Annotated in this window: 21 protein-coding genes and 1 riboswitch; of the genes, 14 read left to right on the top strand and 7 right to left on the bottom strand. The window is 72.4% G+C overall.

All coding sequences use genetic code 11. The features are described 5' to 3' along the window. The first annotated feature begins 53 nt into the window (after nt 1-53). The gene (truA, locus tag AB0K03_RS21680; protein WP_364687533.1) at nt 54-869 is read left to right on the top strand and encodes a tRNA pseudouridine(38-40) synthase TruA; all 816 of its coding nucleotides are present in this window, start codon (nt 54-56) and stop codon (nt 867-869) included. A 40-nt stretch (nt 870-909) separates the two neighbouring features. Here truA and AB0K03_RS21675 read toward each other — a convergent pair whose 3' ends face one another. Next, on the bottom strand, nt 910-1,992 hold the full coding sequence (locus tag AB0K03_RS21675; protein ID WP_364687531.1) for a hypothetical protein: 1,083 nt from the start codon (nt 1,990-1,992) through the stop codon (nt 910-912). Between the two features lie 126 nt (nt 1,993-2,118). On the opposite strand from AB0K03_RS21675, the gene AB0K03_RS21670 reads away from it, so the two are divergent. The 9 genes from AB0K03_RS21670 to thiC all read left to right on the top strand — a co-directional run bounded on the left by AB0K03_RS21670 (nt 2,119) and on the right by thiC (nt 10,164). Then, on the top strand, nt 2,119-2,745 hold the full coding sequence (locus AB0K03_RS21670; protein ID WP_364687529.1) for a methyltransferase: 627 nt from the start codon (nt 2,119-2,121) through the stop codon (nt 2,743-2,745). 31 nt (nt 2,746-2,776) lie between these two features. Continuing rightward, nucleotides 2,777-4,432, top strand: coding sequence for an ATP-binding cassette domain-containing protein (locus AB0K03_RS21665; RefSeq protein ID WP_364687527.1), 1,656 nt, complete (start codon nt 2,777-2,779; stop codon nt 4,430-4,432). A 44-nt stretch (nt 4,433-4,476) separates the two neighbouring features. Next, a riboswitch (TPP riboswitch) is annotated at nt 4,477-4,588 on the top strand. Further along, nucleotides 4,582-5,226: a thiamine phosphate synthase gene (gene thiE, locus AB0K03_RS21660; RefSeq protein ID WP_364687525.1), complete on the top strand. Its 645-nt coding sequence runs from the start codon at nt 4,582-4,584 to the stop codon at nt 5,224-5,226. Its footprint overlaps the riboswitch before it by 7 nt. Beyond that, nucleotides 5,223-6,248: a glycine oxidase ThiO gene (gene thiO, locus AB0K03_RS21655; RefSeq protein WP_364687523.1), complete on the top strand. Its 1,026-nt coding sequence runs from the start codon at nt 5,223-5,225 to the stop codon at nt 6,246-6,248. The genes thiE and thiO overlap by 4 nt, the downstream gene beginning before the upstream one ends. Then, nucleotides 6,245-6,445 (top strand): sulfur carrier protein ThiS, encoded by a 201-nt coding sequence (thiS, locus tag AB0K03_RS21650; RefSeq protein WP_364687521.1) that lies wholly within the window; start codon nt 6,245-6,247, stop codon nt 6,443-6,445. Before thiO ends, thiS begins: the two co-directional genes overlap by 4 nt. Nucleotide 6,446: 1 nt before the next feature. Continuing rightward, a complete protein-coding gene (locus AB0K03_RS21645) occupies nt 6,447-7,196 on the top strand; it encodes a thiazole synthase (protein ID WP_364687520.1) in 750 nt (249 codons plus the stop codon). Continuing rightward, nucleotides 7,190-7,753, top strand: coding sequence for a thiamine phosphate synthase (locus AB0K03_RS21640; protein WP_364687519.1), 564 nt, complete (start codon nt 7,190-7,192; stop codon nt 7,751-7,753). Before AB0K03_RS21645 ends, AB0K03_RS21640 begins: the two co-directional genes overlap by 7 nt. Continuing rightward, nucleotides 7,750-8,508 (top strand): bifunctional hydroxymethylpyrimidine kinase/phosphomethylpyrimidine kinase, encoded by a 759-nt coding sequence (gene thiD, locus AB0K03_RS21635; protein WP_364687518.1) that lies wholly within the window; start codon nt 7,750-7,752, stop codon nt 8,506-8,508. Before AB0K03_RS21640 ends, thiD begins: the two co-directional genes overlap by 4 nt. Nucleotides 8,509-8,580: 72 nt before the next feature. Continuing rightward, on the top strand, nt 8,581-10,164 hold the full coding sequence (thiC, locus tag AB0K03_RS21630; protein WP_364687517.1) for a phosphomethylpyrimidine synthase ThiC: 1,584 nt from the start codon (nt 8,581-8,583) through the stop codon (nt 10,162-10,164). Nucleotides 10,165-10,217: 53 nt separating this feature from the next. On the opposite strand, the gene AB0K03_RS21625 is transcribed toward thiC, so the two are convergent. The 5 genes from AB0K03_RS21625 to AB0K03_RS21605 form a co-directional block, all read right to left on the bottom strand. Further along, the gene (locus AB0K03_RS21625; protein WP_364687516.1) at nt 10,218-10,664 is read right to left on the bottom strand and encodes a ribonuclease domain-containing protein; all 447 of its coding nucleotides are present in this window, start codon (nt 10,662-10,664) and stop codon (nt 10,218-10,220) included. 371 nt (nt 10,665-11,035) lie between these two features. Further along, complete coding sequence (locus tag AB0K03_RS21620; protein ID WP_364687515.1) at nt 11,036-12,769, bottom strand: hypothetical protein; 1,734 nt, start codon at nt 12,767-12,769, stop codon at nt 11,036-11,038. Between the two features lie 75 nt (nt 12,770-12,844). Next, nucleotides 12,845-13,147, bottom strand: a complete 303-nt coding sequence (locus AB0K03_RS21615; RefSeq protein WP_364687514.1) for a cupin — start codon at nt 13,145-13,147, stop codon at nt 12,845-12,847. After that, nucleotides 13,144-14,085 carry an LLM class F420-dependent oxidoreductase gene (locus AB0K03_RS21610; protein ID WP_364687513.1) on the bottom strand — a complete coding sequence of 314 codons (942 nt, stop codon included), beginning with the start codon at nt 14,083-14,085 and terminating at the stop codon, nt 13,144-13,146. Before AB0K03_RS21610 ends, AB0K03_RS21615 begins: the two co-directional genes overlap by 4 nt. Nucleotides 14,086-14,094: 9 nt before the next feature. Next, entirely contained in the window at nt 14,095-14,844 is a 750-nt protein-coding gene (locus tag AB0K03_RS21605; RefSeq protein WP_364687512.1) for an ABC transporter ATP-binding protein, read from the bottom strand. A gap of 276 nt (nt 14,845-15,120) precedes the next feature. On the opposite strand from AB0K03_RS21605, the gene AB0K03_RS21600 reads away from it, so the two are divergent. Together AB0K03_RS21600 and AB0K03_RS21595 are read left to right on the top strand one after the other, a co-directional pair. Further along, entirely contained in the window at nt 15,121-16,125 is a 1,005-nt protein-coding gene (locus AB0K03_RS21600; protein WP_364687800.1) for an ABC transporter substrate-binding protein, read from the top strand. Between the two features lie 64 nt (nt 16,126-16,189). Then, nucleotides 16,190-17,014, top strand: a complete 825-nt coding sequence (locus AB0K03_RS21595; protein ID WP_364687511.1) for an ABC transporter permease — start codon at nt 16,190-16,192, stop codon at nt 17,012-17,014. Between the two features lie 63 nt (nt 17,015-17,077). Here AB0K03_RS21595 and AB0K03_RS21590 read toward each other — a convergent pair whose 3' ends face one another. Further along, a complete protein-coding gene (locus AB0K03_RS21590; protein ID WP_364687510.1) occupies nt 17,078-18,238 on the bottom strand; it encodes an ABC transporter substrate-binding protein in 1,161 nt (386 codons plus the stop codon). A gap of 597 nt (nt 18,239-18,835) precedes the next feature. Here AB0K03_RS21590 and AB0K03_RS21585 point away from each other — a divergent pair. Both AB0K03_RS21585 and AB0K03_RS21580 read left to right on the top strand, forming a co-directional pair. Then, nucleotides 18,836-21,997, top strand: a complete 3,162-nt coding sequence (locus AB0K03_RS21585; protein ID WP_364687798.1) for a nitrate- and nitrite sensing domain-containing protein — start codon at nt 18,836-18,838, stop codon at nt 21,995-21,997. Then, entirely contained in the window at nt 21,994-22,407 is a 414-nt protein-coding gene (locus AB0K03_RS21580; RefSeq protein ID WP_364687509.1) for a roadblock/LC7 domain-containing protein, read from the top strand. Before AB0K03_RS21585 ends, AB0K03_RS21580 begins: the two co-directional genes overlap by 4 nt. The last annotated feature ends 45 nt before the right edge of the window (nt 22,408-22,452 follow it).

The raw sequence follows: 22,452 nt of genomic DNA, 5'->3' as shown, positions 1-22,452 counted from the left end.
CCCCACGCGGGGTGCCGGGCCGTTTCGTCTTTCACGGAACGGCAGGTCTGCGGGTGACGGACACGACTCGACTCCGCCTCGACGTCTCGTACGACGGCGGGGACTTCTCCGGCTGGGCTGCTCAGCCGGCGCGCCGTACGGTGGCCGGGGTGCTCACCGAGGCGCTGGCCCGGCTCGTGGGCGCCGACGTGCCGCTCGGGCTGACTGTGGCGGGGCGTACGGACGCGGGGGTGCACGCGACCGGGCAGGTGTGCCACATCGACGTGCCGACGCCCGTGTGGGAGTCGCTGGCGGAGTCCCTGCTGCGCCGGCTCGCCGCGCTGATGCCGCCGGACGCGCGCGTACGGGCTGTGACGCCGGTGCCGTCCACATTCGACGCGCGGTTCTCCGCGACGTTCCGGCGGTACGAGTACCGGGTCGCCGACACCGTCTTCGGGCCCGAGCCGCTACGGCGCCACGACACCATCGGCTGGGTGCGTCCGCTCGACCTGGAACGGCTCAACGCGGCCGCGGCGGGGCTCGTCGGGCTGCACGACTTCGCCGCGTACTGCAAACGCAAGGAGCATGCGACCACCGTGCGGGCCATCACCCGCCTGGACTGGCGTCGCGAGCCGGACGGGGTCGCCGTGGCGACCGTGCAGGCCGACGCGTTCTGCCAGGCGATGGTCCGCAGCCTGGTGGGGGCGATGCTGACCGTGGGCGACGGGCGGCGGGACCCGGGCTGGCCGGCGAAGCTGCTGACCCTGCGGGAGCGGTCGAGCGAGGTCACGGTGGCGCCGGCGCACGGGCTGACGCTCGTGGCCGTCGGCTATCCCGCAGAGAGCGAGTACGCCCAGCGCGCCGACGCGACGCGCCGTCTGCGCGCCTGATCCGCCGCCTGTCCGTGCTGCGCGCCTGGCGGCCGGGACGTCAGGACTTCGCGGCGCGCCTGGCGATGACCTGGCCGGCGAGGTGGCGTTCGATCAGGTCGGTGGTGATGCGGGCCGCGTACGGGTCGTCGTCGGCCACCAGGGCGCCGTCCGGGCGGGAGATCACGCAGTAGAGCAGGTAGTGGCCACGGGCGTGCCAGTTGACCTGGGCCAGCGGGGGCGCCGGTGAGCCCGCGCCGGCCGGGATCAGCGAGGCGAAGGTGCCCGTACCGGCCTCGACGAGGATCCCGGCCCGGTCGCTGGCCCGCGTCGCCGCGGCCTCGTCCGCCAGGTTGAAGACTCCCGCGGTGACCTGGTAGCCGCCGTACGGGGCGGTGAGGCGGCCGCGGACGAGCTGGGAGCAGCCGTTCTCGGCGAGGACGGCTCCGAGGTCCCCGGTGGCGCCCAGCCCGCAGTCCTCCTCCGCCTGGGTCGACGTCACCTCGTACGGTGCCCCGCCGGCCGGGGTGATCCGGGTGCCGGGGAAGACCTCCGTACCGGTCAGCGGGGCGGCGTCGAGCTGCCGGGAGCTGATCGATGCCGGCGCCGCGATCGCCGCGGAGGTGTCGCCGACCGGGCCGCGCTGCTCCTCGGCGATCACGAAGAAGATGCTCAGCACGATGATCGACAGAACGATGAGCGCGCCCAGACCGCTCAGGAGGACGTGCATGGCCTCGCCGGGCTCCTGAGGGCCGTGCCGGAGAGTGCGTGAGCGCGCCGGCCGGCCGGGACGCACCGTCGCGGGCCGTGCCAGGGTCCCGCCCGCGGTTCGGAGGACGGCCTCGAGGCGTTGCGTGAGGTGGGCGGAGGCGGCCTGCAGCGTGGATTCGACGGGCCGCAGGAACGCCTGGACACCCACGGAGGCTCGGCGGCGCGCGGCGCGGCGGTGCGGGGTCGCCTGGTGCGAGACGGGCTGAGGCGTTCCGGCCGTGCGGCGGCGCTGGGCGGGGATCGACGCGCGGCGGTGCTGCGCGGGCGGCGTACGGGTGAGGCCCGGCATGAGCGACGTGGGCCTCGCGAGGGTGGCGAGTCCGCTTCCCTGGTTCGCACGGTGGGCGGAGCGGGGCTGAGGGGCGCGGAACATGCAGCCTACGGTAGGAGCGCACCCGAATCGATGGACGCACACTTTGTGCGGCACCCCGGTGCGCCACCGCTCGTTGTGCGGCGACCCGGTGCGGGTCGCTCGAGGGTCCGGCGGGACACTGGCAGGGTGACTGCGGACCATTACTTCACTGCCGAGCCGGCGACTCCGGAGAGCCGGGGGCGCATCGAGTTCACCGCGGCGGGGCGGGCGTACGACCTGGTGGTGGCGCGCGGGGTGTTCTCGGCCGGTCGGCTCGATCCCGGCACCGCCGTCCTGCTGCGCAAGGCCGACCTGCCGGGCGCCGCGACGACGGGGAACCTGCTCGACGTCGGCTGCGGGTACGGCCCGATCACGTGTGTGCTCGCCGGCGAGGCGCCGGGCGCGACCGTTTACGCGATCGACGTCAACGCCCGGGCCCGCGACCTGACCGTGGAGAACGCCGCCGCGCTCGGGCTGGCGGACCGGGTCCGGGTGTCCGCCCCCGACGAGGTGCCCGCGGACGTGACGTTCGACGAGATCTGGAGCAACCCGCCCACGCACGTCGGCAAGGCGGAGCTGCACGCGCTGATGCAGCGGTGGCTGGAACGGCTCGCGCCGGACGGGGTGGCGTGGGTGGTCATCAACCGCAACCTCGGCGGCGACTCGCTGCACGGGTGGCTGACCTCGCTCGGCTGGGACGTGGCCCGGGTGGCGAGCCAGCGCGGCTTCCGGGTGCTGCGGATCACCCGCGGTGCCGCCGGAAAAACCGACTGACCTGCGTCGTCTCCTCGGGGAGGATGGCCGCGTGGGTTACGTGGATGTCTCCGGGGTCGCGTTCGTGCTGCCGGACGGGCGAGAGCTGTTCTCCGATGTCTCCTTCCGAGTGGGTGAGGGCGCGAAGGTGGCGCTCGTCGGCCCCAACGGCGCGGGGAAGACGACCCTGTTGCGGATGGTCGCCGGGGATCTGGCCGTACCCGCCGGGACTGTCGCGCGGTCCGGCGGGCTGGGGGTCATGCGGCAGTTCATCGGGATGATCGGCGATGACCGTACCCTCGAAGATCTTGCCTTGTCCCTGGTCGCGCCCGCGTTGCGGGCCGCGGCGGACGCGGTCGCCGGCGCCGACGCCGCGTTGCGGGCCGACCCGGATTCGGAGAAGGCGCAGATGCGGTTCGCCGGCGCGCTGGCCGGATGGGGCGAGGCCGGCGGCTATGACGCCGAAGTGCTGTTCGACACCGTGGCCGTGGCCATCCTGGACAAGCCGTGGGACGAGGTGAAGCACCGGCCGGTGCGCACGCTCTCCGGCGGGCAGCAGAAGCGGTTCGCGCTCGACCTGCTGCTGCGCGGCGGCGACGAGGTGCTGCTGCTCGACGAGCCGGACAACTTCCTCGACGTGCCCGGCAAGCGGTGGCTGGAGGCGCGGCTGCGGGAGTCGCCGAAGTCGGTCCTGTACGTGTCGCACGACCGGGAGCTGCTGGCCCAGACCGCCACCCGGGTCGTGGCCGTGGAGGGTGGCAGCGCGTGGACCCATCCGGGCGGGTTCGCCTCCTGGCACGAGGCCCGGTCCGACCGCCACGAACGGCTGCTCGAGCTGCGGCGGCGGTGGGACGAGGAGCACGTGAAGCTGAAGGAGCTCGTGCTGACCTTGAAGCAGAAGGCGACGTACAACGACGGGATGGCGTCGCGCTATCACGCCGCCCAGACGCGGTTGCGCAAGTTCGAGGAGGCCGGGCCGCCGCCGCTGCCTCCGAAGGAACAGTCGCTGCGGATGGATCTGCGCGGCGGGCGTACGGGAAAACGGGCCGTGGTGTGCACGGGCCTGGAGCTGGAGGACCTGACCTTTCCGTTCGACCTGGAGATCTGGTACGGCGACCGGGTCGCGGTCCTCGGCGCGAACGGCACCGGCAAGTCGCACTTCCTGCGGCTGCTCGCGGCCGGCGGCACCGCGCCGGACGTCGAGAACAAGCCGGTGGACGGGGCTCCGCTGGCGCACGTCGCGCACAACGGCACGGCCAAGCTGGGCGCCCGGGTCCGGCCCGGGCACTTCTCGCAGACGCACGACCGGCCGGAGCTGGTCGACCGTACGCTCGTCGAGATCCTGTGGCGCGGCGACGACCACCGGGCCGGGCGGGACCGGGCCGGTGCGATGAAGGCGCTCAACCGGTACGAGCTCGCGGCGCAGGGAGATCAGCTCTTCGGCACGCTGTCCGGTGGGCAGCAGGCGCGGTTCCTGGTGCTGCTGCTCGAGTTGTCGGGTGCCACCGTGCTGCTGCTCGACGAGCCGACCGACAACCTCGATCTCGCTTCGGCGGAGGCGCTGGAGGAGGGGCTGAAGGCCTTCGAGGGCACGGTGATCGCGGTCACCCACGACCGCTGGTTCACGCGGGGATTCGATCGGTTCGTGCTCTTCCAGGGTGACGGCGAGGTCGTGGAGACGCCCGAGCCGGTGTGGGACGTGCGCTGAGGGGGTTTACGCGGACCGCGGCGCGGCGTTAGTGTCGGCGGCGGAACCAACCCCACGGGAGTCCGGTGCACCGGGCTGAGAGGGGGGCTGTCGCGGCCCCCGACCGTCGAACCTGATCCGGGTCATGCCGGCGCAGGGAGGAGCGCGTTGTGGACCCTGCTTTCCCGTGTCTGCACCTCATCACCGATGCCCGTCCCGGCCGTGACGCCGTCGCCGTCGTCACCGCGGCCGTGGCCGCCGCACGCGGTCTCGGCTCGGCCGGCCGGCTGGCGGTCCAGGTCCGCGTCGAGGACGACGTCACCGATCGGGCCGCGTACGAGCTGGCGGCGGCGGTCGTCGGCCTGTGCCGTCCGGCCGGGGTGTTGTGCCTGGTCAACGACAGGCTGGACGTGGCGCTCGCGGTCGGGGCGGACGGCGGCCACGTCGGCGCGGACGACCTTCCGGTGGCCGCGGCGCGCCGCGTGCTCGGCCCGGCGGCGGTGCTCGGTGGGACGTGCCGCGACGAGGCGGCCGCCCGGGCGGCGGTCGCGGACGGGGCCTCGTACCTCGGTGTGGGCCCGGCTTTCCTGACCGTGACCAAATCCGGGCTGCCCGCGCCGCTCGGGGTGGCCAGGATCGGTTCGGTCGCGGCTTCGGTGCCCGGCGTGCCGGTGGTGGCCATCGGCGGCGTGACCGCGCAGAACGCTCCCGAGCTGCGCCGCGCCGGGGCTGCCGCGGTCGCCGTCGTCGGCGCGGTCGCCGACGCGGCGGATCCCGGTGAGGCGACCGGGCGGCTGCTGAAGGCGCTGTCGTGAGCCACGTGACCGTGGTCGGCGGGGGCATCATCGGGCTCTCCGTCGCATGGCGACTCGTCCAGCGTGGACGGTCCGTGACCGTGATGGACAGCGGTGGCGACGAGGGCGCCTGGTACGCCGCCGCCGGGATGCTCGCTCCGGCCGGGGAGACCGCGTTCGGCCAGGATCCACTGCAGGAACTGCTGCTCGAATCGGCGCGGCGGTGGCCGTCCTTCGCCGCGGAGCTGGAGCGGGAGACGGGCCACGACCTGTGCTACAACGCCACCGGGGCGGTGGATGTGGCGCTGACCGGCGACGACCTCGCCGAGGCCCGGCGGATGTGGGCTTTCCGAGAGCAGCGGGAGCTCAAGATGCGCCGCCTGCCGCCGAGCGACCTGCGCGAGCTGGAGCCGGCCCTCTCGCCGCGGGTGCGTGGTGGGGCGCACGTGCCCGACGACCACCAGGTGGATCCGCGGCGCGTGGTCGCCGCGCTGCGGGCCGCCCTCGCAGACGCGGTGACGACGAGCCGGATGACGTCGCTTCCCGGCGGCACCACCGTCGTGGCCGCCGGACTGGGTACCGCCGGGCTGACCGGGTTGCCCGTACGGCCGGTGAAGGGTCTCGTGCTGCGGCTGCGCGGGGAGCCGGGCGTCCTGCGGCACATCGTGAACGGGTACGTCGACGGACGGCACGTGTATCTCGTGCCGCGACCGGACGGCGAGGTGGTCGTCGGCGCGACCCAGGAGGAGCGGGCCGACTTCACGGTGACCGCCGGGTCCGTGCTGGAGCTGCTGCGCTCGGCCGTCGACCTGGTTCCCGAGCTGGCCGAGTTCGAGCTCACCGAGACCGTGGTCCGGCACCGGCCGTCCACACCGGACAATGCGCCGCTGCTCGGGCGCTGGACCGGGGACGTCGTCGTGGCCGCGGGCCACCACCGCAACGGGGTGCTGCTGGCGCCCGTCACCGCCGATCTCATCGCCGACCTGGTCGAGGGCCGGGTCGATCCGTTGCTCGCAGCGTTCAGCCCCGGGAGGTTCGCGTGAGGGTCACTGTGAACGGCGCCGGCCGTACGGTCGAGGCCGGCAGCACCGTCGAGCGGCTCGTCGCCGCCGTCACCGAGGCGCGGCGCGGCGTCGCGGTCGCCGTGAACGGCGAGGTCGTGCCCCGGTCGGCCTGGCCCGGCGCCCGGCTGTCCGAGGGCGACCGGGTCGAGGTGCTGACCGCGGCGCAGGGTGGCTGACATGGCGGACCTCTTCGGGGAGTCCCGGCTGATCCTCGGCACCGGCGGGGCGGAGAGCCTCGCCGCGCTCGAGGCGGCGATCGTGGCGTCCGGCACCGAGATGGTCACCGTCGCGCTGCGCCGGATCGACGCGGCCGGGCCGGGCCTGCTGCCGATGCTCGACCGGCTGGGCATGCGCGTGCTACCGAACACGGCCGGGTGCTACACCGCCGCGGACGCCGTCAAAGCCGCGAAGCTGGCCCGGGACGCGTTCGAGACCGACCTCGTCAAACTCGAGGTCATCGGCGACGAGCGGACCCTGCTGCCGGACGGCGTGGAGCTGTTGCGGGCGGCGGAGCGGCTGGTCGACGACGGGTTCCGGGTGCTGCCGTACACCAGCGACGATCCGATCCTCGCCCGGCGGCTGGCCGACGCCGGGTGCACGGCGGTGATGCCGGCGGGCGCACCGATCGGGTCGGGGCTGGGCATCAGCAACCCGCACCACATCCGGCTGATCCGCGACAGCGTCGACGTGCCGGTGATCCTCGACGCCGGCATCGGCACGGCCTCGGACGCTGCCCTCGCGATGGAGCTCGGGTGCGACGGCGTGCTGATCGCCTCGGCCGTGACCCGTGCCGAGGACCCCGCGCGAATGGCCGCTGCCATGCGGCACGCCGTGGAAGCCGGGCGGCTCGCGGCCGGTGCGGGCCGCATCCCGAAGCGCTATCACGCTCTTGCGTCCACTTCGGACGAGGGGATGCCGGCATGGTGATCCCGTCCGGCGTCGTCGTGCTCACCGATCGCGGACTCGCGGCGGGGCCGCTCGTCGAGGTGGTCCGGGCCGCGGTCCGCGGCGGCGCGTCGTGGGTCGTCCTGCGCGAGAAGGATCTTTCGTACGCGGACAGATACGCCCTCGCCTCAGAAGTGAGGACCGTCGTGCCGCCCGGACGATTGATCATCGCGGGCCCGGATCCGCTGGGTGGCAGCGCCGTGCATCTGTCTGCTGTGGATAACCGGCCCGACGGCGTGGAGCTGGTGGGACGATCGTGGCACGGATTCGAGGAGCTGTCCGATGAGGACTATGTGACGGTGTCGCCCGTCTACGCCAGCCGGTCGAAGCCCGGATACGGCCCGGCGCTGGGTTCGTCCGGGGCGGCGTGGCTGGCGGGGGAGCGGACGTGGCTTGCGCTCGGCGGCGTCGATTCGGCGTCGCGGGTTCGCGAGTGTCTTGATGCCGGAGCGGCGGGGGTGGCGGTGATGGGTGCGGTGATGCGGGCCGACGATCCGGAGAAGGTCACGCGGGAACTGGTCGAGGCGGTGACCACGTGACGCCCGTCGTGGTGCTGACGATCGCGGGGTCGGATTCGGGGGGCGGCGCCGGGATTCAGGCGGATCTCAAGACGTTCGCGGCGCTGGGGGCGTACGGGGTTTCGGTCATCACGGCGGTGACGGCTCAGAACACCCGGGGGGTCACCGCGATCCACTCGATTCCGGCGGAGATCGTGGCGGCTCAGCTCGACGCGGTGCTGTCGGACTTCGAGGTGGCGGCCGTCAAGGTGGGCATGGTGGGGGATCCGGCGGTCGCGGAGGTGATCGCCGCGCGGGCCGCGGAACTGCCGAACCTGGTGGTGGATCCGGTGCTCGTCGCCACCAGTGGCAGCCGGTTGTCCGGTGTTGCTTCTGTCTCGCCGCTGATCCCGTACCCGAGGGTTCTGACGCCGAACCGGCACGAAGCCGGCGCCCTCACCGGTGGCCGGGTCGAGACGGCCGAGGAGATGGCCCGGGCGGCGGCCGACCTGGCCGCGCGCGGGCCCGAGGCGGTCGTGGTGACCGGCAGCGAGCTCGCCGTCGACCTGCTGCACACCGCGGGGCGCAGCGAGACGCTGCGCGGTGAACCCGTTCCGACCGCCAACAATCACGGATCCGGCTGCACGTTCTCGTCCGCGATCGCGGCGCGGCTCGCCCTGGGTGACGACGTCGCGGCCGCGGTGCGGGCGGCCAAGTCCTACGTCGCGCGGGCGCTGGCCGGCGGCCGCGACTGGAAGCTCGGGGCGGGACCCGGGCCGCTGCACCACTTCGCCTGAGGGCTCTTGCTTCGCAGGCCGTGATCCCTCGCGGCCTTGTCACGCCCGGTTCATCACGATTGGGGAGGAAACATGAGGCGCAAGGTGTACGTCGAGGGCTCGCGTCCGGACCTGCGGGTGCCGTTCGCCGAGGTCGAGCTGACCGGGGACAACCCGCCGGTCCGGCTCTACGACACGTCCGGACCCGGCAGCGATCCCGAGGTGGGGCTGCCGCCGCTGCGCGGGCCGTGGATCGCGTCCCGGGGCGACGTCGCGCCGGTCGCGGGCGGGGGTACGCCGCTCGCCGGGTCGCGTCCGACCCAGCTCGCCTACGCGCGGGCCGGGATCGTCACCGACGAGATGGAGTTCGTGGCGATCCGCGAGGGCGTCGACGCGTCCGTGGTCCGCGAGGAGATCGCGGCCGGTCGCGCGGTGCTGCCGGCCAACGTCAACCACCCGGAGAGCGAGCCGATGATCATCGGGTCGCGGTTCCTGGTCAAGGTCAACGCCAACATCGGTACGTCCGCGGTCACGTCCTCGATCGCGGAAGAGGTCGACAAGCTCACCTGGGCCACCCGATGGGGCGCGGACACGGTCATGGACCTCTCCACCGGCAAGCGCATCCACGAGACGCGCGAGGCGATCATCCGCAACTCGCCCGTCCCGATCGGCACCGTGCCGATCTACCAGGCGCTCGAGAAGGTCGACGGTGACCCGGTCAAGCTCTCCTGGGAGGTCTTCCGCGAGACCGTGATCGAGCAGGCCGAGCAGGGCGTCGACTACATGACCGTGCACGCCGGGGTGCTGCTGCCGTACGTGCCGCTGGCCGTCGACCGGGTCACCGGCATCGTGTCGCGCGGCGGCTCGATCATGGCGGCCTGGTGCCTCGCGCATCACCGGGAGAACTTCCTCTACGAGAACTTCGCCGAGCTGTGCGAGATCCTCGCCCGGTACGACGTGACGTTCTCGCTGGGCGACGGGCTGCGCCCCGGATCCATCGCGGACGCCAACGACGAGGCGCAGTTCGCCGAGCTGCGCACACTGGGCGAGCTCACGCACGTCGCGTGGGAACACGGCGTCCAGGTGATGATCGAAGGGCCCGGGCACGTGCCCATGCACAAGATCAAGGAGAACGTCGACCTGCAGCAGGAGCTGTGCTCGGGTGCGCCGTTCTACACGCTCGGGCCGCTGACCACCGACATCGCGCCGGCGTACGACCACATCACCTCGGCCATCGGCGCGGCGATGATCGGCATGTTCGGCACCGCGATGCTCTGCTACGTCACGCCCAAGGAGCACCTCGGGCTGCCGGATCGCGACGACGTGAAGGCCGGCGTGATCGCGTACAAGATCGCCGCCCACGCCGCGGACCTGGCCAAGGGGCACCCGGGCGCGCAGGCCTGGGACGACGCGCTGTCGAAGGCCCGGTTCGAGTTCCGCTGGGAGGACCAGTTCAACCTGGCGCTGGACCCGGACACCGCGCGGGCGTACCACGACGCGACGCTGCCCGCGGCGCCGGCCAAGACGGCGCACTTCTGCTCGATGTGCGGGCCGAAGTTCTGCTCGATGAAGATCACGCAGGAGCTGAAGGAGTACGCCGCGCAGGGGATGAAGGACAAGAGCGACGAGTTCCTGAACGCGGGCGGTCGGGTGTATCTGCCGGTCACGACCGCTTGACGTGCTCGTCGCCCGGCTGCCTCTCGCGGCGGCCGGGCGGCGGGCCGGATCTCTCAGAGCTTGTAGAAGTTGACGTAGTGGTCCGGGGTGAACCAGGTCTCCTTCGTGGACCGGTTCACCACGATCCGGTACGCGTCCCGGGCCGCGCCGCGCGACCGCGGGTAGACGTCGTACTCGTTGTAGGTGGCGTTCGTCGGCAGCTGGCGCTCGCGGTTCTGGAACGTGCCGCCGGTGTAGTTGTACTGGCCGTAGGGCCACGTGTACCAGCCGGAACCCGTCGGCCAGCCCAGCTGACTCCAGCCCGACCGGGCCGTACGCGCGTCGGTGCAGCGCGACATCGTGCAGCTGGAGTAGACCGAGGCCTCGGCGGCGGCCGTGTGCTCCGGCGCGACCACGGCCGGCGCGACGAGCGTGCCACCGGTGAGCGCGAAGACGATCGCGACCGCCGAGAGCAGGCGGCGCAGGGGGGACGGGCGGGGTGCCGGTGTGTCGACGGACATGCGGACTCCGTAGCGTCGGGGCCCGTCGTACCGCGGGCCGTGCGCTCATCGTCCGGCGATCGGGAGCGTGACGGTACCTCCGTGACGGATCATTCCATCGGCGTTCGACTATGCGTTGGCCGGGGCTTGCTGGGCTTTCGCTTGATTTTCCGGCCGATCTCGCGCATGGGCCGGCGTCCGTAGCCTCCGCTCGGGGCTTCGGCCGTGCTTCGGCTCGGCAGGGCTCTGTCCCGGCCCGGTTGGGTCGGTCGGGGCCTTGTTCCTCCACGGCCGGGCTGGTCGGGCCGTGTTCCTGCGTGGCCGGGTTGGTCAGGGCCTTGCTCCCCTGCGGCCGGGCTGGTCAGGGCTTTTGTCCCGGGCGCGGCTGCGGGTTACTTGCCGAGGCCGCTCACCCAGTCCACGTAGTCCTCGTCCTTGCGGCGGCGCAGGCCGAAGCGGTTGCGGCCGCCGCCCGCCGGTGGGCCGTCCGGGGCGGGGGCCTGCTGCGGGACGTCCGCGTGCTTCGGCGCCGGGGTGACGGGCAGCGGCGGCGTCACCGGCTGCGGCTGGGGCAGCGGCGCGCTGACCATGGTGGGTTCCGGGGTGAGGGGCTCCGAGGCGCGGCCCCGGGCGAACGGGCGGAGGCTGCGGCCCAGGCGGCCGGGGACCGGGCGGGGTTGCTCCGCGGTCGGCGCCGGGAGGGCTTCCGGGGGGATGGGGCGGGTTGCGGGCTCCGGGACGTACGGCTTCGGTGCGGCGGTGGGGGTCTCCGTGCCGGCCTGGGCGTTGCCGCCGGCGCCCGGGTTGTCCTTGCCGCGGGCGAAGGCGTCGAAGGGGGCCGGTTCCGGGGTGGCGTACTCACCGAGGGGGACGCTGTGGCCCGCCGGGGCGGGGGAGGTCGGACGACGGGTGGGGAACTCGCCGGTGCGGCCGGTGAACGCGTCGGCCGCGCTGGAGCGGCGAGCGGTGGGACGTTTCGGTTGCGGCGTACCCGTGGTGTCGAAGACCGCGGTGTCCGACGTGCGCAGCTGAGGGTCGGTCGTCGGTTCGGCCGGCGCGGGCGCGGCGGCGGCCGGAGGGCGAGGGGGCGTGGCGGCCGGCGAGGGGGTCGGCGTGGCGGCGGTGGCCGGTGGGCGGGCAGGGGCGGCGGCGGGGGGTGGGGACGTCGGCGCGGCCGCGGCGGCGATGGCCGATGCCGGCTGCTCGACCCGCTTGGGCAGCGGGGGGCGGTCGTCGGTGGGTCCGTCGCCGGCGTCGTCCTGCTCGTCCGAGGCGGGGGAGCGGCGCAGGACCGCCGCCAGGACCGATCCCAGGACTCCGGCGCCGGTCGCCGTCATCGCCGCCCAGTACGGCACGACCTGGTAGCGGGCGTCGCCCGAGCCCGGGCCGGCGATCAGGTAGGCGATCGTGAGCAGCGCCGGGCCCGGCATGCCGGCCAGCGCGATGGTCAGCGTCGGCAGGTCGCGCCGGCGGGCGGTCCAGCCGAGGATCGCGCCGAGCAGCAGGGCGAGCGCCGGCATGGTGGCCAGGGCCGTCCGCTGGGTCACCGCGGGGGTGAGGAAGCTCGCGTCGAAGACCCCGAGGCGTACGGCGGGGAGCGGCTTGCCCGGCGCCAGCGACGGCGACACGGACACGACAGCCACCAGCCAGATCGCCGCGCCCGTGGTGATCAGACTCCATCGGGCCACGGCCTGTGCCACGGCGCCCCAGGCGGCGAAGATGCCGACCAGCGCGCCCAGGCCGGAGCAGATGGCGATGACCACGACCGGGTTCACGCCGGCCACCTGCGCGGTGCGGGCCGGTTGCATGGTGAGCGGTACGACGACGGCCGCGCCGACCGCCGCCGCGAACGCCAGCGCGATCTCGGTGCCCACCCCGGCGCGGGACTCCGTCGACCAGCGGCGCAGCAGGTGCACGCCGGCGAGCGCCCCGGCGACCGCGGCCACCATCGGGATCCAGGCCGCCCAGGCGAGCTGTGCGGTCCACTGATCACGCGCCGTCACGTCGAGGACCCGGGTCAGGCGCACGATGCCGAGGCCGTACGCCAGCCCGAGCTGGCTCGCCCCCGCCAGCGCGCCCACGCCGAGAGTGGCGAACAGCAGCTTGGCCCACGTCCGAAATGCCATGGCGGGCACGTTACGGAATGGTCCGGGCCGCCCGCCAGTCGGAAGCCAGCTTCTTAAGGCTTGCCAAAATTCCGATTAGGCGGACTTCAGTTCGATGATCCTGCCGATATACACAGTGTCACCGGCATTGGTCAGCATGTGAGTCTGGCCCGGCTCCCGGAAGACGATGCTGCCGGTCTCCTCCACCACGTCGATCCGGTCGCCGTCGACGGTGTGGATGACGTTCTTCGCGCCCTGGACGGCGACCACGACGTACGGCAGGCCGTGGTGGTGCAGCGGCTGGGACTCGCCCGGATTCAGCGAGATGTGCCAGACGCGCACCTTGTCGTTCTCGAGCATGATCTCCTGCCCGACGGGTCCCAGCTCCTGGTCGGTCACAGCTCTCCTACCTGTGGCAGGACCCGTTCGGCTATCAGGTCCACGTGGTCGAGGTCGGACATGTCGATGAGCCGCAGGTGCACCCGGGTGGCGCCGGCCTGCGCCATCTCGCCGATCCGCTGCACGAGCGCGTCGGGGGAGCCCTCCACCGGGTCCTCCGGCGGCAGGGCGCTCGGCACGTGCAGGGGCGCGGCGCGGCGGCGGGCCTCCTCGTCCGTGCGGCCCAGGGCCACCACGACGCCCGCCGACAGGATCAGCGGGCGGTCCGCGGGGCGCTCGTACGTCTCGCAGGCCCGGCGTACCCGATCGAAGGCCGCGGTGGTCTCGGCGACCGTCTTGAACGGCATGTTGAACTCGTCCGCGAAGCGGGCGGCCAGCTCCGGCGTCCGCTTCGGTCCCCGGCCGCCCACGATCACCGGCGGGCCGGGACGCTGGACCGGCTTGGGCAGCGCGGGCGCGTCGAGCAGCCGGTAGTGCTTGCCGTCGAAGGAGAACGTCTCGCCGTCCGGCGTGGCCCACAGCCCGGTCACGATCGCGAGCTGCTCGGCCATCCGGTCGAAGCGCTCGCCCAGCGGCGGGAACGGGATGCCGTACGAGGTGTGCTCGCGCTCCAGCCAGCCCGCGCCCATACCCAGCTCGATGCGGCCTCCGCTCATCGCGTCCACCTGGGCCACCATGATCGCGAGCGGGCCGGGCAGCCGGAACGTCGCCGAGTTGACCAGCGTGCCGAGCCGGATCCGGGACGTCTCGCGGGCCAGGCCGGCCAGGGTGAGCCAGGCGTCGGTGGGACCGGGCAGCCCCGGGTCGGCACCCATCGACTGGTAGTGGTCGGCGCGGAAGAAGCCGTCGAAGCCGGCGTCCTCCGCGTGCCGCGCGAACCGGAGCTGGTCGTCGTACGTGGCGCCGCGGTGCGGCTCGGTGAACAGGCTGACGCGCATGCGGATGTCCTAAGCCATGAGCAGTTCGTGCAGTTCGGCGCTGCACCGGGCGACATCCTCGAGGTGCGCGCCCCGGCCCAGCGTGCGCGGCCGGGGGATCTTGACGTCGAGCACCTCGCGGATCCGGCCCGGGCGGGGGCTGAGCACCACGACCCGGTCGGCCAGCAGCACCGCCTCGTCAATCGAATGGGTGACGAAGACAATGGTCGTGTTCAGCTCCATGTGCACCCGCTGCAGCTCGCCCGACAGCTCCTCGCGGGTGAGGGCGTCCAGCGCGGAGAACGGCTCGTCCATGAGCATCACGCGCGGATTGGCGATCAATGACCGGCACAGCGCGACCCGCTGCTGCATGCCGCCGGAGAGCTCGTGCGGGAGCCGCTTCTCGAAGCCGGCCAGTCCCGACATGGCCAGCAGCTCGTGCGCGCGCTCGCGGTGGGCGGCCTTGCGCCAGCCGAAGATCTGAACCGGCAGCAGCACGTTGTCGAGGACCGTGCGCCACGGCAGCAGCGCCGGCTTCTGGAACATCATCGCTATGTCACGCCGGGGTTTCGTCACCCGATCGCCGGAAACCCGGACCTCGCCGGAGGTCGCCGGGAGCAGGCCGGCGATCATGCGAAGCAATGTGGACTTTCCGCAGCCCGAGCGGCCGAGCACCGCGACGAACTCGCCCTCGGCGACGTCCAATTCGATCTCGCGGAGCGCCTCGACAGTGCCGGAGCGTCCGGCGAACGTCCGCGAAACGCCGCTGAGCCGGATCATCTGCGTTGTGCTCCCGATGGAGTCGGATCGATGCGCTGCCACTGTAGCCGTCCGATGGCGTGCGTCGAGGAGCAGCCTGTCCACAAGGGCTCCTGAGCCATACCTGTCATCGATGATCGGCTTCGGGTCCCCTACGCTAACGCCGCGAGTTCGAAACAACACCACGCGGCGTCACGGCACCCTCCGCCGGCGGCGCCGACCGCCTCAACACCCCCTCGGTTGGGAAGGAATCCGGTGCACAGAAGGACATTCACCCGTACGCTCGTGGCCGCAGCGCTGGCCACGACGCTCGCCGCCGCAGCCGGTTGCAGCGACGACGCGGACGACAAGAGCCCCTCCGGTGGTTCGCAGGCGCTGGAGAAGGTCACCTACCTGACGTCTTTCGGCAACTTCGGCCGGGACAGTTACGCATACGTGGCGAAGGAGAAGGGCTACTTCAAGGACGCCGGCTTCGACGTCGACATCAAGCCCGGCAACGGTTCCGGCGAGAACGTCAAGTCCATCGTCGGTGGTCAGGCCCAGTTCACGCCGATCGACCTCACGGGCGGCCTGCTCGCCGCGGGTGGCGCCGGCGGCGCGCCCAAGCTGACCGGCTTCACCGCGGTCGCGGCGATCCAGCAGCGCACGATGGCGGCGATCATGTCGCTGGAGGGCTACGGGATCAGCGCGCCCAAGGACCTCGAGGGCAAGACCCTCGCGGACACCCCCGGCTCCGTCGTGCGCAACCTGTTCCCCACGTACGCGAAGCTGGCCAACGTGGACGCGACCAAGGTCAAGTTCCAGAACGGCAACCCGCAGACGCTCTTCGGCACGCTGGCGCAGCACCAGGTCGACGGCATCGGGCAGTTCGTGGTCGGTAAGCCCACGATCGAGAACATCGCCAAGGGCAAGACCGCGGTGCTGCTGCCGTACAGCGACTACCTGCAGGACCTCTACGGCAACGTGCTGATCACGTCCAGCCAGTACGCCAAGGACAACCCCGAGAAGGTCAAGAAGTTCACCGGGGCCCTGCTCAAGGGTCTGCAGGACTCGATCACCAACCCGGACGAGGCCGGCACCATCCTGAAGAAGTACGTCGCGACGGCCGACCCCAAGTCCGCCGCGGCCGAGCTGACGCTGATGGCGCCGTTCGTGCGCTCCGAGGCCTCCGGCGTGCCCGTCGGCGCGCTGGACAACCAGCGGGTCGCGCGCAGCATCGCGATCCTGCAGGGCTCCGGGCAGATCCCGGCCGGGCTCACGCCCGAGCAGGTCATCACGTTCGACCTGGTGCCGAACGCCTGATTCGGCTGCTGTCGCGGGGCGTCCGGCCGGACGCCCCGCGACGCCTGAAGAGGAACGATGAGACATGACTGACCTCGCGACCGCCTCCACCCCGGCGGCGGCGGATCCGGCGGGACCGGCGCCGCGCCGTACCGTCTCGGCTGTGCTGTGGCCGCTCCTCGGCCTCGCGGTGGCGATCGTTCTCTGGTGGGCCGTCACCGTCATCTTCGACATGAACGTCGTGGTGCTTCCGGCGCCGCCCGAGGTGCTCGACGGCTTCAACCGCTACCGCCAGGTCCTGCTGACCGAGACCTGGCACACGACGTACTCGACGATTCTGGGCTTCGCCCTGTCCGTGCTGGTGGGCGTGCTCATCGGCCTGGCGATCGCGGCGTGGCGCCCGGTGGAGCGGATGTTCTCGCCGCTGCTGGTCGCCTTCAACGCCGTACCGAAGGTGGCGCTCGCGCCGCTCATGCTGATCTGGTTCGGGTACGGGCAGACCCCGATCCTGGCGATGGCGTTCATGGTCTGCTTCTTCCCGATCGTGCTGTCCACGGCGACCGGGCTCACCAGCACACCGGCGGATCTCGCCGAGCTGGTCCGCTCCATGGACGCCTCGCGGCTGCAGACCTTCCTGCGGGTGCGGCTTCCCGCAGCGCTGCCGCAGATCTTCGTCGGTCTCAAGGTCGGCATGCCGCTCGCGGTGATCGGTGTCGTCGTCGGCGAGATGCAGTACGGCGAGAGCGGTCTGGGCATGATCATCGTGCAGACCAGCGGCCAGGGTGACACCGCGACGGCGTTCGCCGCGATCGCTCTCCTGGCCGTCATCAGCATCGTGCTGTATTACCTGCTCGTGCTGGTCGAGCGGCTCGCCCTTCCGTGGGTGCGGGCGACGACGTCGGCGCGCTGATCCGCGTACGCGAAGAGGGCGCCGGTCCCGACGGACCGGCGCCCTCTCGGCTGTGGTGGGCGGTCAGCTCAGCAGGCGCCAGCGGCCGCTGCGGGCGACGAGCAGGGTCAGGGCCTGCGGCATCAGCCCCGAGTGGTTGTCCGGGGTCAGGCGGATCGGGCCGGAGAGCCCGTCGGTCTGCGAGGTCTCCAGGATGTCGCGGATTCGCTGCCGGTTGGTGCCGGCCTTGGCGACGGCGTCGGCGATCAGAGAGACCGCGTCGGCGCCGAACGACGCGGCGCCCGAGTAGCTGCCGTAGCGGGAGGTGTAGTCGCGGAACCACTGCTTGCGGGCGGCCTTCGCCGGCGTCGTGGCGATGACGTCGTCGATGGCCAGGATCTGGGTGAACACCATCGTCGTGTTGTTCGTCGCGGCAGCGGCCTCCCGCGGCAGGAACAGGTCGCCGGCGGCCGCCGCGTCGAAATACACCCGGCCCTTGTACTTCGCGACCTTGGCGCTGGTGGCGGCGAGCGTGGCCTGGTCCGCGCCGGTCCAGACCACCAGGGCGTCCGGCTCGGTGTCGGTCAGGGTGCCGACCGTCTGGGTCACGTCCGTGGCGGTGGGCTTCACCGGGAGCTGGTTCGTCACCTCGATGCCGGCCTTGGCGAGATTCTTCACCATGTGGCTGCGGCCGCCCTTGCCGTACAGGTCGTCGGAGTAGAGCAGTGCGACCGACTTGGTGTTGGTGCGGACGAGCTCGGAGGTGAGCGCAGCCGCGCTGTCGGCGGCGTTGGGGCCGAGCTTGAAGAGGTAGCGCCGGCTCTCCACCGGCGTGCTGACCTCCTCGGCGGGCGCGAGCGCGATCGTCGGCACCCGCTTGTCGTTGATCGTCTTCGCGGCGGCCACCGCGCACTCGCTGCAGGAGCCTGCGACGACGGCGGCGACCGACGGATCGTCGCCCAGGGTGCTGATGTTGCGTAGCGAGGACGTCGGGTCGGACCGGTTGTCCTGGATGCGCAGGACGAGGTTGTAGTCGCCGAGCTGTCCGGACGCGTTCACCTGCTCGACGCGCAACTGCAGGGCGCGGGCGTACGCGGCGTCCACGGCGGAGCCGGAGGCCAGATCGGCGCCGATCACGACGTCGGTCTTGCCGCTTGCCTCGCTGTCCGAATCGCAGGCCGCGAGCGCGGTGACGACGAGCGCCGATGCGGCGACGGACGCCGTCAGGCGACGGGGGAGCCTCACTGGGGGTGCCTCCTCGAGGGCGGAGCCGGGACATGATGTGTCCCGCAGAACGCAACGTTGTCCGGAGTGGACCGCGCGAACACGGACAGTCCGTCCGTTACATCGCGCCAAACCTTGCCAACGTGAAGAGTCGTGGTCAAGCCGCGCCCCGGTAAGGGTCCGCGGGACAGTCATCCCACATAGTGGTTGGAATCTTGATGGACATGCGTCACTCTGTCGACACGGACCGTTGTGACGGTTACATTCGCCCACGTCAACGCCTACGCACTGTCGATTGTCGACCCCTTCGGGTGATTGCCGGGTGCGCGTGAGCCCTGTTTCCGGGATGTCTCGGGCTTCCCAAAGGGTTGCCGACTCTGATGAAATCGCGGCCGTGCCGCGTGTGGCACGAGCCTTGTCGCAGCCATCGGCTCGGCCCGGGCGCCGGCGATCGGGCGGGCGAAGAGATGCGGGGAAGATCAGCGAGGAGATGTCGTGAGCACCGGTTCTTCGAATCAGGCCTCGACGTACCCCGCGGGCTCCGCCGCCGATCCTGCCGCGGGCAGCGACGACGGTGGCGGGAACGGCGGATCGGGTACGCGTGAGCGCCGCAGCCGGCTGCCACGGCTGCGGGACGCCCGCATCCGCTCGAAGCTGGCGATGATCCTCTTCGTGCCGCTGCTGGCCGTGCTCGCCCTGGCGACCGTACGCCTGGTCGACGTCGGCGGCCGTGCCCTCGACGCCGGCCAGGTGGAGGACCTGGCCCGGCTCTCGACCGACGTGTCGGAGCTGACGCAGTACCTGCACCGGGAGCGGATGGCCGCCGCCGAGTACCTGGCGACCCCCGGCGCCAAGCCGGACGGTTACAACGCCGTCATCGCCCAAAGTGATCAACGGATCCAGAAGTACACGACCGACCGGCGTGCCCTGGACGAGCCGCCCGCGGCCGTGCAGGACCGGCTCACCCGGATCGACGATCACCTGCGCACGATGGACGCGACGCGCAAGAAGATCACCGATCGCGACGAGATCGCCGTGTCCGAGGCCGTGTTGCGCTACGGCGTCGTCATCACCGACCTCGTCGGGTACGGAGAGGTCCTCAGCCAGTACGCCGGCGCCGGTAAGGTCGCCGACAGTCTGCGCGCCGTCTCGGCGTTCTCCCGGGCCAAGGCTGGCACCGCCGAGCAGGAAGCGGTCGCGTACGCGGCCCGCGTCGCCGGCGACGTCAGCGACGAGCAGCTGTCCGTCGTCACCGCGACGCAGACCAGCCAGCAGGAGGCGCTCGAGGGCTTCGCACTGGTGGCCACTCCCGAGCAGCAGGCGCTGGTCGACAACACCGTCACCGGTGACGCGGTCAACCTGGCCGACCAGGTGTCGCTGCGGCTCACCCGCGGCAACGCGGTGCCGCCCCAGGACATCACCCAGTCGATGGGCTCGGTGGTCGACCTGATGCGCTGGGCCGAGCAGCGGCTCGAGAGCCAGGCGCTGCAGCAGGCGACCGACGAGAGCGCCTCCGTGACGCGGCAGGCCGCCATCGAGGCGGGGCTGGTCCTGCTGACGCTGATCATCGCCGTGGCCCTGGCCGTCCTGCTCGCCCGCTCGCTCAACCTCTCCCTGCGCCGGCTGCGGGAGGGCGCGCTCGCGGTGGCGAACCGCGACCTGCCCGACGCCGTCGCCCGGCTGCGCGACGTCCGCAACCTTGGCGAGGGCGGCGCCGACGACATCGTGCGCCAGGTGCGCGACCCCATCCGGCTGAGCAACCGGGACGAGGTCGGCCAGGTGGCGCAGGCGTTCAACGTGGTCCACCGCGAGGCGGTCCGCGTCGCCGCCGAGCAGGCCGCGTTGCGGACCAGCGTCTCGGCCATGTTCCTCAACCTGGCCCGGCGCTCGCAGAGCCTGGTCGACCGGATGATCGGCGAGCTCGACCAGATCGAGCGCGGCGAGGAGGACCCCAAGCGTCTCGCCCAGCTCTTCGAGCTGGACCACCTGGCCACCCGGATGCGCCGCAACGACGAGAACCTGCTCGTCCTTGCCGGCGCCGACTCCAGCGCCCCGCGCCGCGAGGACGCGCTGGTGGTCGACGCTCTGCGCGCCGCGCAGTCCGAGGTCGAGCTCTACAACCGCATCGAGTTCGGCACGGTCGACACCGACATCGCGATCAGCGCCGTCGCCGTCAACGACGTGGTCCGCCTCGTCGCCGAGCTGCTCGACAACGCGACCCGCTTCTCACCGCCCAACACGGTGGTGGTCGCGGACGGCCGCCGGATCCGCGACTACGTCGTCATCCAAGTCGAGGACCGCGGGCTCGGGATGTCCGAGGAACAGATGGACAGCCTCAACCGGCGCCTCGCCGAGACGCCCGACGTCGACGTGGCCGCGTTCCGCCTCATGGGTCTCGCCGTCGTCAGCCGGCTCGCCAACCGGTACGGCATCCGCGTCGAGCTGCGCGCCAACATCGAGGGCGGCACGGTCGCCCAGGTGATCCTGCCGAACCACATCGTGGTGCTGCCGAACAACCGGCCGCTGGACCCGCCCTCGCGCGGCAACCGCCAGCTGGAGCCGGCGCCGGGCGGCTGGAACGACCCGATGCCGTTGGGCCGGGGCAGCGCGGCGACGGCGACCCTGCCGGCGATCGCGCCCGAGCCGTGGCAGCACCGCTCCGGCGGCTTGCCCGCCGCGGACCGGGGCGGTTCGCCCACGATCTCCGCGCCGCCGCGGCAGCCGGACATCCCGAGCCACCCGCAGCTGCCGGTGCAGCCCTCGCAACGGCCGCAGCACGGAGACGGCTACCCGACGCCGAACCGGCCCGCGCTGCCCAAGCGTGGCGCCGACGAACGTCCGCCGCTGCCCACCCGGGTGGCGCAACCGGTCGATCCGGTGCCGGCGGGGACCTCGGCGTACGACTCGGGGGCGACCAGCTCGCCGACGATGGCGTACCCCACGATGCAGGGCTCGGCGGCCGACACCCAGGTCTCCCGGCCGCTGACGCCGGCGGTCGGCTTCACCACCCTGGACGGCGGCCCGGTGCCGGCCCCGCAGCGGCCGGCGAGTCCCGAGCCCAACGGCTGGGGCGCCGCCCTGGCCGCGATGCCGCCCCCGCCGCCGCCCCCCGCGGCGCAGCAGGATGAGCGGCCCGAGGCGGCGCCGATCTTCCTGCAGATGCAACAGAGTTGGTTCAAGGGTCACGACGGGCCGATCTCGGAGGAGTGGGGTATGCCGACCGCGGGCTACGCGCCACCGCCGAACCAGCCGTCCGCGCCGACCACCGCCACCGCGGCGCCGCAGCCGGTGAGGGCCGCACCTCGGGCAGCCACCCCGGCCGCCCGGCCGACCACCGCCCCGCCCGTCCCGGTGTCGCCCGCTGTCCCGGCCGCCCCGGCATCGCCCGCACCGGCCGCCGCCGCTTCCACAACGGCGGCGCAGAACGGCTCCCGACCGGTCGACGCCGGTCCGGACGGTGGTAACCAGTCCGTGCCCCGGCCCCGCAGGTCGGCCGAGGACGCCTGGCGCACTGCGGCCGACGAAGGATGGCAGCGCGCGATGGCGGCGGCGGCACCCAACGTCACCGACACCACCCGCTCGGGGCTCCCCAAGCGGACGCCCCAGGCACAGCTCGTGCCGGGCGGCGTGCAGACCGCTCCCCGAAACCAGAAAAGGCGCAGCCCGGATGAGGTGCGCGGGCTTCTCTCCGCGTACCACCGAGGCGTGCAACGAGGGCGTACGGCCGGCAGTGAGGAAGCTGCCGAGGGCGCCCCTGCTCCGAAGGAGAACGGACAGTGACCAGGCCCCCCACCATGCAGGACATGGGCTGGCTGCTCAGCAACTTCGCCGACAGCGTGGCCGGGATCGCGCACGTGGTCGCGGTCTCGGCGGACGGGCTGCTGCTGGCCTCGTCGCGGGACCTGCCGGCGGACCGCGCCGACCAGCTCGCCGCGATCACCTCCGGCGTGGTCAGCCTCACCGACGGCGCCTCCCGCATGTTCAACGCGGGCCAGGTGCAGCAGACGATCATCGAGATGGACAGCGGATACCTCTTCCTGATGTCCATCAGCGACGGATCGTCGATGGCCGTCCTGGCCGCCCGCAGCTGCGACGTGGGCCAGGTCGGGTACGAGATGGCGCTGCTCGTCGAGCGGGTCGGCGCCGCCCTGGTGCCGGCGCCGCGTGAGGCCGTCGCCCACCAGGTCTAGCAAGGCCCCAGCGCGTCCCTACGTCCAGCTCGCAAAGGAGGTGAC

Source organism: Actinoplanes sp. NPDC049316 (assembly GCF_040677315.1).
In the GTDB taxonomy this organism is placed as follows: domain Bacteria; phylum Actinomycetota; class Actinomycetes; order Mycobacteriales; family Micromonosporaceae; genus Actinoplanes.
The sequence above is the reverse complement of the archived record's forward strand: the minus strand, read 5'-3'. Positions and strand labels throughout refer to the sequence as shown.